General features: G+C 63.4%; 14 protein-coding genes. 5 read left to right on the top strand and 9 right to left on the bottom strand.

Translation table 11 applies throughout. From position 1 onward, the window contains the following. Window positions 1–3 precede the first annotated feature (3 nt). The 4 genes from ACH2EI_RS02755 to ACH2EI_RS02740 form a co-directional block, all read right to left on the bottom strand. Window positions 4–1,128 (bottom strand): glycerophosphodiester phosphodiesterase family protein, encoded by a 1,125-nt coding sequence (locus ACH2EI_RS02755; protein ID WP_395153413.1) that lies wholly within the window; start codon window positions 1,126–1,128, stop codon window positions 4–6. Between the two features lie 10 nt (window positions 1,129–1,138). After that, the gene (locus ACH2EI_RS02750; protein WP_395153412.1) at window positions 1,139–1,450 is read right to left on the bottom strand and encodes a putative quinol monooxygenase; all 312 of its coding nucleotides are present in this window, start codon (window positions 1,448–1,450) and stop codon (window positions 1,139–1,141) included. 120 nt (window positions 1,451–1,570) lie between these two features. After that, complete coding sequence (locus ACH2EI_RS02745) at window positions 1,571–3,574, bottom strand: prolyl oligopeptidase family serine peptidase (RefSeq protein WP_395153411.1); 2,004 nt, start codon at window positions 3,572–3,574, stop codon at window positions 1,571–1,573. Window positions 3,575–3,637: 63 nt separating this feature from the next. Next, window positions 3,638–4,111, bottom strand: a complete 474-nt coding sequence (locus ACH2EI_RS02740) for a YiiD C-terminal domain-containing protein (RefSeq protein ID WP_395153410.1) — start codon at window positions 4,109–4,111, stop codon at window positions 3,638–3,640. Window positions 4,112–4,228: 117 nt separating this feature from the next. Here ACH2EI_RS02740 and ACH2EI_RS02735 point away from each other — a divergent pair, with 117 nt between their 5' ends. The 4 genes from ACH2EI_RS02735 to ACH2EI_RS02720 are packed head-to-tail and all read left to right on the top strand — an operon-like array spanning window position 4,229 to window position 7,902. After that, the gene (locus ACH2EI_RS02735) at window positions 4,229–5,701 is read left to right on the top strand and encodes a CotH kinase family protein (RefSeq protein ID WP_395153409.1); all 1,473 of its coding nucleotides are present in this window, start codon (window positions 4,229–4,231) and stop codon (window positions 5,699–5,701) included. A gap of 39 nt (window positions 5,702–5,740) precedes the next feature. Next, window positions 5,741–6,301 carry a DUF4956 domain-containing protein gene (locus ACH2EI_RS02730; RefSeq protein ID WP_395153408.1) on the top strand — a complete coding sequence of 187 codons (561 nt, stop codon included), beginning with the start codon at window positions 5,741–5,743 and terminating at the stop codon, window positions 6,299–6,301. Continuing rightward, window positions 6,298–7,071 (top strand): polyphosphate polymerase domain-containing protein, encoded by a 774-nt coding sequence (locus ACH2EI_RS02725; RefSeq protein WP_395153407.1) that lies wholly within the window; start codon window positions 6,298–6,300, stop codon window positions 7,069–7,071. Before ACH2EI_RS02730 ends, ACH2EI_RS02725 begins: the two co-directional genes overlap by 4 nt. A gap of 33 nt (window positions 7,072–7,104) precedes the next feature. Next, the gene (locus ACH2EI_RS02720; RefSeq protein ID WP_395153406.1) at window positions 7,105–7,902 is read left to right on the top strand and encodes an alpha/beta fold hydrolase; all 798 of its coding nucleotides are present in this window, start codon (window positions 7,105–7,107) and stop codon (window positions 7,900–7,902) included. Window positions 7,903–7,924: 22 nt separating this feature from the next. On the opposite strand, the gene ACH2EI_RS02715 is transcribed toward ACH2EI_RS02720, so the two are convergent. The 4 genes from ACH2EI_RS02715 to ACH2EI_RS02700 are packed head-to-tail and all read right to left on the bottom strand — an operon-like array spanning window position 7,925 to window position 11,133. Further along, on the bottom strand, window positions 7,925–9,412 hold the full coding sequence (locus tag ACH2EI_RS02715) for a flavin-containing monooxygenase (protein ID WP_395153405.1): 1,488 nt from the start codon (window positions 9,410–9,412) through the stop codon (window positions 7,925–7,927). Between the two features lie 48 nt (window positions 9,413–9,460). Then, window positions 9,461–10,342: a carbohydrate kinase family protein gene (locus ACH2EI_RS02710; protein ID WP_395153404.1), complete on the bottom strand. Its 882-nt coding sequence runs from the start codon at window positions 10,340–10,342 to the stop codon at window positions 9,461–9,463. Between the two features lie 12 nt (window positions 10,343–10,354). Beyond that, complete coding sequence (locus ACH2EI_RS02705) at window positions 10,355–10,774, bottom strand: nuclear transport factor 2 family protein (RefSeq protein ID WP_395153416.1); 420 nt, start codon at window positions 10,772–10,774, stop codon at window positions 10,355–10,357. Window positions 10,775–10,830: 56 nt separating this feature from the next. After that, complete coding sequence (locus tag ACH2EI_RS02700; protein ID WP_395159091.1) at window positions 10,831–11,133, bottom strand: putative quinol monooxygenase; 303 nt, start codon at window positions 11,131–11,133, stop codon at window positions 10,831–10,833. Window positions 11,134–11,227: 94 nt separating this feature from the next. Here ACH2EI_RS02700 and ACH2EI_RS02695 point away from each other — a divergent pair, with 94 nt between their 5' ends. Continuing rightward, complete coding sequence (locus ACH2EI_RS02695) at window positions 11,228–11,971, top strand: acyl-[acyl-carrier-protein] thioesterase (protein WP_395153402.1); 744 nt, start codon at window positions 11,228–11,230, stop codon at window positions 11,969–11,971. A 2-nt stretch (window positions 11,972–11,973) separates the two neighbouring features. Here the strand turns inward: ACH2EI_RS02695 and selD are convergent, their stop codons facing one another. Then, complete coding sequence (gene selD, locus ACH2EI_RS02690) at window positions 11,974–13,026, bottom strand: selenide, water dikinase SelD (protein ID WP_395153401.1); 1,053 nt, start codon at window positions 13,024–13,026, stop codon at window positions 11,974–11,976. Between the last annotated feature and the right edge of the window lie 19 nt (window positions 13,027–13,045).

Raw genomic sequence — 13,045 nt, 5'->3', positions numbered from 1 at the left:
GGGTTAACCCGACAGCGCTTCGACCATTGCGGCCGGACGGCCGGTGATGATGCCGTCGACGCCGTAGTCGATCAGGCGCTCGTAGAATTCGGCGTTCTCCTGCGTTGACGCATCGTCCGGCCAGACCCAGACCTCACGGCCCTCGTCGTGCACCCGTTGCACCGTCTCGGCATCGACGACTTGAATGTCGCCCTGGAACGGCGGCACCTGGAAGACCTTGAAGTATGGCTCGATCTCTGTGCCGTTCAGGAACCACTCGGTGAGCCGAGTGAGACCGGGGCTCACGGCAACATCCGGTGCGAGCTTGTGGAACGTATCGATCAGGTCGTCATCGAACGACACGACGATCGTGCGATCGGTGAGCCCGAGTTCGGCGATCTCGGCAGCCAACTGCTCGGCCACCGGGACTGCGTCGGGGAACGAGCCCTTGATCTCGACATCGAGCACCAAATTGGGGAACGCCTCGGCGGCCTCGCGGAATGTGATGACCCGGAAATCGTTGGGGGAGTAGCCCTCGGGCGGCTCGACATCGCCCGTGCGGATGCCCCGATAGATGTACTCCTCAACCGGTCGGTCTTGGCACGGCCAGCATGCGGGCGAGAACCAGTATGCATTATCGAGCGCTTGGATTTCTTCGAGCGTCAAATCGGCGACTGGGCCGGTGGCATTGGTCGACTTGTCGACGGTGTCGTCGTGCTGCACGATCAACACACCATCGCCAGTGAGCTGTACATCCATCTCGAGTGCATCTGCACCGGCGAGCACGCCCTCACGGAAGGCGAACATCGTCGAGTGTGGAGCGGCCTGGTCACCACCGGCGTGTGACAGGTTGATCGGCGTTGATAGTGCAATGAGCGCCTCGACAGAAGCCGGGCCGATGGCCAGCGCTGGAGCAACTGGGGTCGCAGGCGCATCGGTGCTTCCTGGTTCTGTCGCCGAAGGCGCAGTGGTCTCGGCTTCGGCGACAGGCGGATCAGTCACTGGTATTGCGATGACAGGGGCCCCGGTGGTCGGGGCCCCTGTCGCCGGCGCGGCCGTCGAATCGACGGCGTTCTCGTTGCCGCTGCCACTGCCGCACGCGGCAGCGGCGATCAACAGACCGACCGCGAGTGCAACTTGGCGACGCATCAGAGCGAAATCAGATGTCCATGCCCTTGGCGACGACCGGGTTCATCATCGTGATTTCGGGTCGGCCGCCGAGGAGACCTGCAAACTTGCCCATCGCGGCTTTCATGCCGTCGCCCTTGCCGTGGACGCCGAGCGCGTCACCGTCGGTGTACAGCTCGAAGAAGTAGTACACGCCTTCGTTGGCGGAGTCTTTGTGGGCGCTGTAGATCTCGAGGCCGGCCTCTTCTTCGGCGGCGGCAACGACTTCGGCGAGCACGGCTTCGAGCTCGGCGCTCTTTCCTTCGGCAGCGGTCAACTTGGCAATCAGTGAAATCTTCGACATGCCGCCGAATGTAGCCGCCACGCCTGTCGCGCCAAGAGGCCGAGGCGCGCTCAGTTTTGTGTGAGCGATTCCGGCAACCGACGCCGCTATCGCTCACACAAAAAAGGGAAGAGCGGTTGTTTAGGCGAGTTTGGTGGCGAACCAGTCGAGGATGAGCTGGGCGCGCTGGACGCGGTGGACGGGGGAGCCACTGCGCGAGAGCTCGTGGTTCTCGCCGGCGAAGCGGTAAAAGTCGACTTCCTTGCCGAGCAACTTGAGTGCCACCCACAGCTCTTCGGCCTGGATGATCGGACAACGCCAGTCTTCTTCGGAGTGAATGAGGAGCATGGGCACGTTGATCTTGCGGACGTCTTTGATCGGGGAATGGTTGGCGTAGACGTCGACGTCGTCGATGTGCGACGGGCCGTGCTCGGTGCGGAACGCCGTGGCGATGTCGCTCGACCATTCTTCTGACACGAGGTTGTTCACCGCACGCTCAGAGCAGATGCCCTTGAAGCGTTCGCCGTGGTTGGCTGCGAGCCACGTCGCCATGAAGCCACCGTATGAGCCGCCGATCATGCCGACACGACTCCGGTCGCAGAAGGCGTAGTTGTCGAGTGCTCCGTCGAGAATCGACAGGACATCATCGACGTCAAGGTGGCCCCAGCCAGAGCCCGGTGCGTGCTGGTGCTTCGGGCCGAGGATGGCCTGGCCCCATGCGGTGTGTCGGCCGCTGCCTCCACGCGGGTTGCCGAGCACAACCACGAAGCCGGCCGCGGCCTGCATTTGCGCCTCGTCAAAGAAGAAGTCGCCGTACTGGGTGAATGGCCCGCCGTGCACGTTGAGGAGTACGGGGTAGGTCTGTGATTCGTCGAAGTCGGCGGGGCGCATGATCCAGCAGTCGATTTCGTCGGTGCCGTCGGCTGTGGGCGTTGCGAACTTCTCCCAGCCGAGCAGCTGGGCAGCGAGTGCATCGCCGACCGAGGTGCGCTTGTCGTCACCGACATACAGCTCAGGGGTGTGGTCGATTGCCGATCGAGCTGTCACGGTTGTTCCCGCTGCCGTGCTGTAGCTGTGCACGGTGATCCGGCCGGATGTGAGCGCCACCGGGTCGGTGGAACCGTCGGCGGTGACACGAAACAGGTGTGTGTCGCCACGGTCTTCTGCAGTTGCGAGCAGTGTGCTGTCGTTCTCCCAGACCGGTGCTTGGGGACCGGCCATGCACAGGAAGGTCCGGTCGAGGCCGGCTGATGCCCATGTGAAGTCGGACTCGGCGAGACCGTCGGATGAAATTGGGATCACGCCGACCTTGTAGTTCTGCGACAGCGTCTCCAATTCGCCGGTGCCGATGAACGCAATGCTGGTGCCGTCGGGCGACACCGACGGGAGGGCATAGGTGCCGTCGTGCGCGGTCAGGCAGCGGATGCCGCCTTGGTTCGTGTCGGCGTCGCCCGGAACGAAGTACAGATCCTCGGCGAGGTCGGTGTCCCAGGTGTCGTGGCGCTGTGCCGAAATGACGAGACCGGACGAGTCGGGCAGCCATGCGGGGCTGCCGTGCTGGAACTCGCCCGGCGTCAAGTTGCGTGGCGTGCCGGTGCCATTGGCAGCGATCGCGTAGATGTGCTGCGGGCGGTCAAAGACCCAGTCTTCGCCGTTCAGGCGGCTGAAGAAACGCTCGACCTTGCGAGGCGCCTGCCAAGCAACACTTTTCTTGGTGTACCGATCGTCCTGTGTGCGGCTGGTGAAGACGATCGTCGCGCCATCAGGTGACCAGGCCAGGTCGCCGAGGCCGTCGGGCATCGAGCAGAGCTGACGTGTTTCGCCTGGCTGCGCGATCGGCATGATGTGGAGCGTCGACTCGCCCTTGTTCGGCCCGTTCTGATCGTTGCGCCTCGACGTGAAGGCAAGGAAGCGGCCGTCTGGTGACCACGTGGGGTTGCCGTCATGGTCACCGGACGAAACGGGTGCGTCGTCGATCCAGATACGGCTCGTGCCGCTGTTCTTCTCGAGGCTGGTTGTCCCAACGACGAAAGCGACACGCGTGCCGTCGGGCGAGAGGTGGGGCTGGCCGACCGATGAGCGTCCATCGATCAGGCGCTCGGCGACGGTGGTGTGCAGTGACTTCTCGGCGGTGCTCTCAGACATGCTGCCGACGGTACCCGCGTGGGCTTCGCTCAGCAGTCGAAATTTGGACGAGCCGGGTCGTGCTCAGGTACCGAACGTGCGCATCTGGTAGCTGTTGGTGCTGATTGCTACGACGGTGCCTTCGGTGTCGATGAGTTCGACGATGCGGTCGTAGTCGGCCTTGCCGTCACGATCAGCCGTGGCAGCGATTTCAGCGGCCTCGTCGGCGGTCATGGTCATCTCGACAGTGATGTCGGTCGTGGCCGGCCGGCGGAAGCGGATGTTCTGCTCTTTGATGATCGGGTAGTAGCGGCTGCTGTCGAACGTGGTTGAGAACAGCGTGCCGCCTGGAATTTCTGCGAGCGTGTACAACGCACCGGCGTAAATGGTGCCGATGTGATTTGTATTGCCGTCCTTCGGCATCGACAATTTGACCCGACCAAACTCGGCCTCGTCGATCGAGATCTTGCAGTGCTCGGCCATCGATACCTGCGATCTCGTGTTGGCGGTCATCTTCGCCGTGTCGAACGGAGTGTTGTTTTCGCTGCCTGCTGCCATGGCGCAACAGTAGAAGGCAGCGGTGTTTCGAGACGGCTCGGCCGAGCACGCTGCACTGTGCAGGTAAACACGGCCTGAACGGAAGTTGAACGAACGACTTCACTACAGTCGGTCTGAATGCTGAGCGGAACAAGAGTGTGGGCTGGAGTCGCCGTCGCGGTGGCGCTACTGGCGGCGAGTTGCTCGTCGAGCGATACACCACAGAACATCGACGAAGCAACGTCGCTGGTCGACGACGCCACGCAGGAATCCATTGCGCCGCCCGAGCCAGGTGCCGCAGTGGAAACTACCGACCAACCAGAACCGGAGGTTGACGGCGAGCCTGTCGCTCTGGCCCGGTTCGAGTCTGAGTCGTCGGATGTTCTGTTCGACCCGGGCGTCGTGCACACCTTCGCGATCGACCTCGACGCCGACAAGCTCGCGGAGCTTGACGCCGACCCGACGGCCGAAGAGTACGTCGAAGGCAGTTTGACCTTCGACGGTGAGACGATCGGCCCGATCGGGGTTCGCTACAAGGGCTCAGTCGGTGCCTTCTTGTTCTGCACCGATGGCCCCAACGCGTTCGACCCGAGCGGAGCGAAGACCTGTACCAAGTTGTCGATGAAGCTGAAGATGAACTGGGAAGACGGCGGCGACACGTTCTACGGCGTCAAGAAGGTGCAGCTGCATTCGCAGAACCTCGACACGACGAAGATGCACGAGCGACTCGGCTACTGGCTGTTCCGTGAAATGGGTGTGCCAGTCCCGCGCTCGACGCATGCACGAGTCGAAATCAACGGTGAATTCGTCGGGCTGTTTGCCCTTACCGAACAGATCGACGGTCGTTTCACTCGCGAGAACTTTGACGATGGCAGCGGCAACCTCTACAAAGAAGTCTGGCCCTTCAACCCCGACGGCACGGCGCGAAACGCTGATGAGTTCATCGACGGCCTGCAGACCAACGAGGATGACGACCCGACCGCCGAGTTGATTGTTCAGTTCGCCGAGGAACTTGCCGACGCAGAACCCGGCACCGAGATCGAGGTAATCAACCGCTGGATGGATGTCGACCTCCTTGTTCGCACCATGGTGGTTGATCGCGCTATTCGAAACGACGACGGGGCACTGCACTGGTATTGCTTCGACGGTTGCGACCCGCACAATTTCTACTGGTACGAGAACCCGACAAACGGCAAACTCACCCTGCTTCCCTGGGATCTTGACAACGCCTTCGACAACCTTGGGTCCAGCGGTGTCACCGGATCGGTGACACAGATCGCGGACCGGTTTGGCGACATCACCGACGACTGCGCGATCTTCGTCTTCGGCCGTCTCAACCTGCCGCAGAAGTCGGCGGCATGTGATCCGCTCATCGGGCCGATCAGCCAGCTCACTGACGAGTTCGACGCAGCACGGGCCGAGTTTGTTGCTGGTCCGTTCTCGAAGGAAAGCGTCGACGAACGCATTGCGCAGTGGTCGACACAGATCGAAGATCTCGTGGCCGAGGCCGAGGCAACGCACGCCGACGGTCAGCCGGTAGCGGCGTGGCGCGAGGCTATGGCCGCGATGATTTCTGACATTGATGCCGCAAGAGAAACTGACGGCCGATGATCACCGACGCCCACAGAGCCAACTGCAAGGACGCCCGCCATGTCTGACTTGACACTGCTCGGCGCTGACGCTGTCGCCGTGCTCGTCCTGACGTTTCTCGTGTACTTCCCGCGCTATCGCCGCCCCGACATGGTGCTCGCGATCATGAGCATCAACGTCGGCGTGGTCGCCGTTGCAACGGTCCTGTCACGCGCCGACGTCACCGCAGGGCTTGGGCTGGGCCTGTTCGGCGTGCTGTCCATCATCCGGCTGCGTTCGCAAGAGCTCGACCAGGAAGAAGTGGCCTACTACTTCTCAGCGCTCGCGCTCGGCCTGCTCGGTGGTATCCGCGTGACGCCCGACTGGATTGCCCCGGCGTTGATGGTGGCCATCATCGTGGTGCTGTTCATCGTCGACCATCCGCGCCTGTTTGCCGGAGTTCGCCACCAGAACATGACCCTCGACTCGGCCTTCACCGACGAGGTTGCATTGCACGCCCATCTCGAGGAACTGCTGGGTGCCAACATCACCAGGCTCAAGGTGAAGAGGGTCGACCTCGTCTCCGACACGACCTCGATCGACGTGCGGTTCCGCCTGCCAGAAGGTCGTCGCTCGACATGAGCACATCGGCGTCGGCAATGGTCAACGAACTGGCGTCGATCTCGCTGCCAGACCTCGACGCGATCGCCGCCCTTCAGGTCCGCAACGACCGGAAGTACGTGGTCGACGAGGCCACTGTCGACCTGATGATCGGCGACCTCGCCGCCGATTTGAAGGTTCTTGAGATCGACGGTTTACGAACGTTTGACTATCGCTCGGTGTACTTCGACACGCCCGACTTCGACCTCCACCACGCGGCGGCGACCGGTCGTCGGCGACGCTTCAAGGTGCGGACCCGGGTGTATGAAGATTCGGGTCAGGCGATGCTTGAGGTGAAGACCAAAGATGGGCGCGGTCGCACCGTCAAGGAACGGCTCGACTACGACATCGACGACAGCAGCCAGCTCACGCCCGAGGGCCGTCGTTTCTTGCAGATGGCACTTGTGTCGTCTGATGTGCCGGTGGCCGACGACGTGCTGAGCCACACCGGGCTACAACCGGTCTTGACCACGGCGTATCGACGGTCGACGATCGTGCACGAAACATCGGGCACGCGCGCCACGATCGACTGTGCGCTGGTGTGCACCGCACCCGATGGCCGCAGCGTGTCGCTCGATGCCATCATCGTCGAGTCGAAGTCGCTCACAGCAGCTGGCCCCGTCGACCGATGGATGTGGGCCAACGGGCATCGCCCCGTGAAGATCAGCAAGTGCTCGACTGGCCTCGCCGCGCTCAACCCCGAGCTGCCGTCGAACAAGTGGCGCCGCATCCTCGACCGTCACTTCAGCTGACGCCCGCCGGCCGACCACCCGTACTGTCGAGGGATGACGATGATCCGGCTCCGTGACTGCGACTTCGCGTACGACCTCTCAGGCGTTGGCCCAGCCACGCCGTTCGTGTGGGGCCACGGGCTGACGAGCAGCCGGGCGAGTGAGAATCGCATGCCGCTCGTGGATCTTTCTCTGCTGGCCACTGGCCGCCAAGTCCTGCGGTACGACGCTCGCGGCCACGGAGAATCGGGCGACCTCATATGGCCAGAGCAAGGCGCGTGGTCAGAACTGGCGCTCGACCAGATCGCCCTGATCAACGAACTCGGGCTCGACAAGGTCGCACTCGGGGGAGCGTCGATGGGGACAGCGACAGCGCTGCACACGGCGCTACACCTCGGCGACCGCGTCGAGAAGCTGATCCTCACCATCCCACCGACCGCATGGGCGAGCCGCGCCGATCAGATCGGCTTGTACGAACAGATGGCGCAGGCGGTCGAAACGCAGGGAGTTGCCCCACTGGTGTACGGCGCCAAGACGATGCCGCCGCCCGACCCGTTCATCGACGATGCTGAGTACGTCGAGCGCCGGGTCGAAGGCCTCGAAGCTGCCGACACCGCTCGTCTGGCCTCGATGTTTCGAGGTGCAGGCCACGCTGACCTGCCAGCCGAAGATGCGCTACCTGCGCTGACGATGCCGGCGCTGATTCTTGCGTGGACCGGCGACACCGGTCATCCGGTTTCGACCGCCGAGCGGCTCGGGGAGCTGCTGCCGAACAGCGCGGTCGTGCTCGCATCGGCACGCGCCGAACTCGACACTTGGACGCAGCGGTGCGTCGACTTCCTGAACGGTTGACCAGCGGTAGAACGAAGCGTGCTTAGACGGAGGCCTTGACACGGGCGCCGGCGAATCGCATTGCACCGTCGACGATCGGGGACTTCGCGATCAGCTTCTTGTCGGCGCTGTAGCGCTGCGGGTTGAGCCACGGGGCTTGGTCGCCCTGGCGGGGGAGGAGTGGCATCATCCGTTGCATGTAGCCCGATGAGAAGTCCTCGATGAACGGGCGCTCGGTCATGTCGGCGTCTTCGGGCCGCAAACGCGGCGTCGCCTGGGTGGTGCCGCTCTCCGTCATGTGGTTGAGGAGACGGCACACCCACTCGCAAGTGATGTCGGCGCGCAGTGTCCACGACGCATTGATGTAGCCGAACGACGACGCCATGTTCGGCACGTCGGAGTACGCAATGCCCTTGTACGTCCACGTCTTTGAGAAGTCGACTGCTTGACCGTCGACGCTGAAGTCCATGTCGCCGATTGTGACGAGCTGGAGACCGGTAGCGGTGACGATGATGTCGGCGTCGAGGTGCTCGCCGTTGGTCAGCTTGATACCGGTCTCAGTGAACGTGTCGATCTCGGCAGTGACGACCGAAGCGGCGTCGGACTTCAGCGCGTTAAACAGGTCGCTGTCTGGGATGAGACAGAGCCGCTGGTCCCACGGGTTGTAGGCAGGAGTGAAGTGCTCGTCGACCATCTCGGCGGGCAGTTCCTTGCGGATCAGCCCGAGCAGTTGGCCTTTGACCTTCTCTGGCTTACTGCGCGTCTGCTTGTAGAAGAACTCGCCCATCGTGGAGTTTTTCCAGCGCGTGATGTTGTAGGCCACGCGGTCCGGCAGCACCTTGCGGAGCCCGTTTGCAACCGCGTCGGTCGAGGGCCGTGACACCACATAGGTGGGCGAGCGCTGCAGCATTGTGACGTGTTCGGCGTCTTTGGCCAATGCGGGCACCAGTGTCATCGCTGTGGCACCCGAACCGATCACCACGACGCGTTTTCCCGTGTAGTCGAGGCTCTCGGGCCATTTCTGCGGATGGACGACCTGGCCAGCGAACTGGTCGGCACCGGTGAACTCGGGTTCGTAGCCGCCCTTGTAGCTGTAGTAGCCCGAACACATGAACAGGTAGTTGCAGGTGTACCCGACCGGCTGCTGGTCACCCTCTGGGCCGACCTGCACGCTGAGGGTCCATGTCGACGTGTCGCTCGACCACGATGCCGCGCCGACCTGATGGTCGAACCGCATCTGCTTGTCGATGCCGAACTCGGCAGCAGTGTCTTTGACGTACTGCAAGATCGACGGGCCGTCGGCGATCGACTTCGCATCGGTCCAGGGCCGGAAGCTGTAACCGAGCGTGTGCATGTCGCTGTCCGAACGCACACCGGGATAGCGGAAGAGGTCCCAGGTGCCGCCGAGCGATGGGCGACCTTCAAGGATCGCGTACGACCGGTCAGGGCAGTTCTGCTGGAGGTGGTAACCCGCACCGATGCCAGAGATACCGGCACCCACCACGAGGACATCAAAGTGTTCAGCGATCATGCGGTCGAACTTACCGACCCGACTGCGGCGCCGAGCAGTCGTGCGAGATCAGCGCGCCGACGAAAGGCGAGCGGCCCGGGCAGCTGTTGCAGTCGCTGCGACTGCACAGGCCCGGTCGTCGGCGCCACCGATTCGGGCGGTCAGGAACCCAGCTGCGAACGCATCGCCGCAGCCCAGCGTGTTTCGGAGTATGGTCGGTGCTGCGGGTACCGAGAATGTCGGCTGGCCGCGCCGAGCGACAGTTGCTCCATCGGCGCCACGCGTGACGACGACGCAGTCAGCGAGGTCGAGGAGCGAGTCGGCGGCCATCACCGGATCGTCAACATCGGCCAGGAGGGCTGCTTCGTCATCGCTCGGAAACATGACATCGCAACCGCTGAATGCTGCTCGCGACGATGCAACGTCAGAGCGGACCCGGATGAGTTGCGCCGCCGACGGATCGACCGACCACGGGATGCCGAGTTCGGATGCCTGCTTCGTGAGCCCGACGAACAACGATCGGCTCTGCTCGGTCAGGAAGGTGTACCCCGTCAGGTGCAACCATGAAGCTGCTGCCAGTTGGTTGGCGTCGACGTCGCCCTCGACCAGCGCTGTCTGCCCGCTGAGGTCAGAGACCAACGACCGGTTCCCGTCTCGGCCGACGATCGCCGCAACGGCGCGGGTTGACGCTCCGGCACGTCGAATGACGTACGTATCGACTCCGGCCTGGACCAGGCCGTCGACGAGGAACTTGCCGAGATCGTCGTCGCCGACCACACCGACGAATCCGACGGTCGACCCCGTCCGGGCAGCCCAAACTGCGACGTTCGCTGCAGAGCCGCCGCCGTGCATCTCGATGGTGCCGTCGGTGTCGGAGCCGATGACGAGGTCGTCGGCAAGCGAGATCGCGAGGTCGGCATTGAGGTCCCCGACGCAGAGCAGGTTGACCATGGGCAGAGGGCGTTAGCCCTTCGCTAGGCGTTCGAGCATTGCGCCCATTTGGGCATGCACCGCGTTGACGGCCTGGAGCGGCCGCATCATCACCTTGAACTCGGTGATGATGGCGTCGTCATTGCACGTGATGATGTCGACGCCGTTGACGTACTTGCCTTCGACCGTCGTTTCGAATTCGAGCATGGCGTGATGGCCCTGCAGGATCGTCTTGATGTAGCCGAACCCGCCGGAACCTGATTCGGCCGCCTTTGTTTCGACGTCGGCATCGCCGCCGAGCGTTCCACCCGCAGCGGTGAGGTACAGCATGGTGATGTCGCGACCCTCCTGTGGGGTGAACACGACCGGCGACAGGAAGACGACGTCAGGATGGAGCATTGACGCCAGGCCGCCGTCGAGCTGACCCTTCAGGTGTAGGTACCAGTTGTCCATGCAGCCAAAGATCGGGTCGCGGGTGTCGGTGTGATTGTCGGTGTCGGTGTGGGTGCTCATCCGAGTGACTCCACGGAGTCGATCATGTACTTGTTGATATCGGCGCCCGCGAGCGCGAGGCCCTTGCGGGTCTCCTGCCATGCAGCCATGTGGTCGCTGGCGAAATGCGCGTCGAGCGATGCCTGATCGTCCCACAGTTCGTACAGCATGATGCGGTTGTCGTCGCCCGGGTCGGGGGAAAAGACGTACTCCCGGCAGCCGGCCTCGTTGACGGTTGCCGCGACCATTGGTTGCACCGCATCGAGAAACGCAGCACGTCCTCCTGGTTGAGTAACGATGGTTCCGGCGACGATCAGCATGGCCTGAGCGTATTGCACGAGTGCGTCGTCGACCGCAACGGCATCGCTTGGCCGCGAAGCCGTCATCCGCTGCGGCATCTGCCACGATCACTTGATGGCCGCTGTCCCCGGAGCTTCCGAACTACTCGATCCACCAGCGGTCGGTCGACGATTCTGCGCAGAGCGCAAGGTCCGGCTCGGTGACGTTGACCCGAGTGGTCAGCTGCGCCTCGATGCAACGGCGCGCTACCTGCAAGACATCGCGAGCGACGATGCATCCGATGCCGAACTCGATGGTGCGTGGGGCTGGGTTGTCCGGCGCTCATTGATCGAGGTTCGACAGCCTGCGGTGCTCGACGAGGTCGTCGCGATGACCACGTTCTGCACGGGGCTCGGTCGCAGCTGGGCGGAACGAACAACGATGCTCGCCGGATCATTCGGTGCCGACATCGCGACGGTCAGCGTCTGGGTCCAGGTTGCCACCGACACCGGCCGGCCGGCCGCGCTGACGCAGCAGTTCATCGACGCGTATGGCTTGGCATGCGACGGCCGCAAGGTTTCGGCACGACTCGCGCTGGGAGTGCCGACCGACTCGGCCGGTGCACACCCCTGGGCTGTCAGGCGAGCCGATCTCGACCCGTTCGATCACGTCAACAATGCTGCGAACTGGGCGTTCGTTGAGGAGTTGATCAACGGAACGACGACGCGACGTGGCCGCGCCGAGATGGAGTTCGTCGGGCCGGTCACGCACGGGACAAACGTCGTGAGCGTCGCCGAGGAAAGAGACGGCGTGACGTCGATGTGGTTGCTGAATACTGGCTCGGTGCTGAGTGCCGCGCGCTGGTCGCCGGCTGACTGAACTCAGCGGAGGACGATGCCGGGCGTACCGTCGGTGGTCGAGCCGATGCGGGCTGCCTGATGGCCGGTGGCAGCGAGTTCGGCGAGCACGGCAGCGGTTTCACCGGGGTCGACTCCGAAGACAAGGCCGCCTGATGTCTGAGCGTCAGCGATCAACAGTTGATGGATCTCGTTGTGGCTGCCGGCGTCGAGAAACTCGACACCCCACTCAAGGTTGCGGCGGGACCCGCCCGGCATGACCCCTGCCTCGGCGTGGTCGACGGCACCGCTGAGGAACGGCACGGCATCGAACTCGATGGTGGTGGAGACATGTGATTCGAGCGACATGCGGCCCAGGTGACCGAGCAGACCGAAGCCCGTGACGTCGGTACAGCCGGTGGCGCCCGCACCGACTGCCAGGCGGCAGGCGACGTCGTTCAATCGAATCATGGAAGCAACAGCGCCAGCGGCCTGTGCGTCGGTCGCAACACCTGACTTGATCGCAGTGGTCAGTACGCCGACACCCAACGCCTTCGTCAGGATGATGTCTTGCCCTGGGCGGAGCCCGGCGTTGGTCAGGATGCGGTCGGGGTGGACCTCACCGGTGACCGACATGCCGTACTTGGGTTCGGGGTCATCGATCGTGTGTCCGCCGACGATGACGAAGCCGCCAGCCGTTGCGATGTCTTGCCCCCCAGCAAGGAGCTCAGACAGCAACTCGATCGGCAGTGCGTCTTTGGGCCAGCCGACGAGGTTGAGTGCGAAGAGCGGGCGGCCACCCATCGCATAGATATCGGACACGCTGTTTGCTGCGGCCACTTGGCCCCAGGTGCGCGCATCATCGACCACCGGGGTGATGAAGTCAGCAGTGGAGACGATCGCTCGGTCGTCGTCGAGCTTCCACACTGCGGCATCGTCGCCGGTGTCGGTGCCGACGAGGAGTTCGTCGGGATGATCGGTTTTGAGGTGGCGCACGACGTGCGCCAGTTCGCCAGGGGCGAGTTTGCAGCCTCAACCGGCGCCGTGACTGAACTGCGTCAACCGAATTCGGTCGCGCTCGTTGTCGTTGTCATGCATGTTCGCCCCCTTTCCGAAA

It is taken from the genome of Ilumatobacter sp. (assembly GCF_041688325.1).
GTDB lineage: Bacteria > Actinomycetota > Acidimicrobiia > Acidimicrobiales > Ilumatobacteraceae > Ilumatobacter_A.
The sequence above is the reverse complement of the archived record's forward strand: the minus strand, read 5'-3'. Positions and strand labels throughout refer to the sequence as shown.

Bases quoted from the DNA above. Each gene is read 5' to 3' on its own strand.
- ACH2EI_RS02705 (WP_395153416.1), bottom strand. From the start codon at position 10,774: ATGGACAACTGGTACCTACACCTGAAGGGTCAGCTCGACGGCGGCCTG.
- ACH2EI_RS02750 (WP_395153412.1), bottom strand. From the start codon at position 1,450: ATGTCGAAGATTTCACTGATTGCCAAGTTGACCGCTGCCGAAGGAAAG.
- ACH2EI_RS02695 (WP_395153402.1), top strand. From the start codon at position 11,228: ATGGCCGCTGTCCCCGGAGCTTCCGAACTACTCGATCCACCAGCGGTC.
- ACH2EI_RS02715 (WP_395153405.1), bottom strand. From the start codon at position 9,412: ATGATCGCTGAACACTTTGATGTCCTCGTGGTGGGTGCCGGTATCTCT.
- ACH2EI_RS02720 (WP_395153406.1), top strand. From the start codon at position 7,105: ATGACGATGATCCGGCTCCGTGACTGCGACTTCGCGTACGACCTCTCA.
- ACH2EI_RS02735 (WP_395153409.1), top strand. From the start codon at position 4,229: ATGCTGAGCGGAACAAGAGTGTGGGCTGGAGTCGCCGTCGCGGTGGCG.
- ACH2EI_RS02700 (WP_395159091.1), bottom strand. From the start codon at position 11,133: ATGCTGATCGTCGCCGGAACCATCGTTACTCAACCAGGAGGACGTGCT.
- ACH2EI_RS02745 (WP_395153411.1), bottom strand. From the start codon at position 3,574: ATGTCTGAGAGCACCGCCGAGAAGTCACTGCACACCACCGTCGCCGAG.
- ACH2EI_RS02755 (WP_395153413.1), bottom strand. From the start codon at position 1,128: ATGCGTCGCCAAGTTGCACTCGCGGTCGGTCTGTTGATCGCCGCTGCC.
- ACH2EI_RS02740 (WP_395153410.1), bottom strand. From the start codon at position 4,111: ATGGCAGCAGGCAGCGAAAACAACACTCCGTTCGACACGGCGAAGATG.
- ACH2EI_RS02710 (WP_395153404.1), bottom strand. From the start codon at position 10,342: ATGGTCAACCTGCTCTGCGTCGGGGACCTCAATGCCGACCTCGCGATC.
- ACH2EI_RS02730 (WP_395153408.1), top strand. From the start codon at position 5,741: ATGTCTGACTTGACACTGCTCGGCGCTGACGCTGTCGCCGTGCTCGTC.
- ACH2EI_RS02725 (WP_395153407.1), top strand. From the start codon at position 6,298: ATGAGCACATCGGCGTCGGCAATGGTCAACGAACTGGCGTCGATCTCG.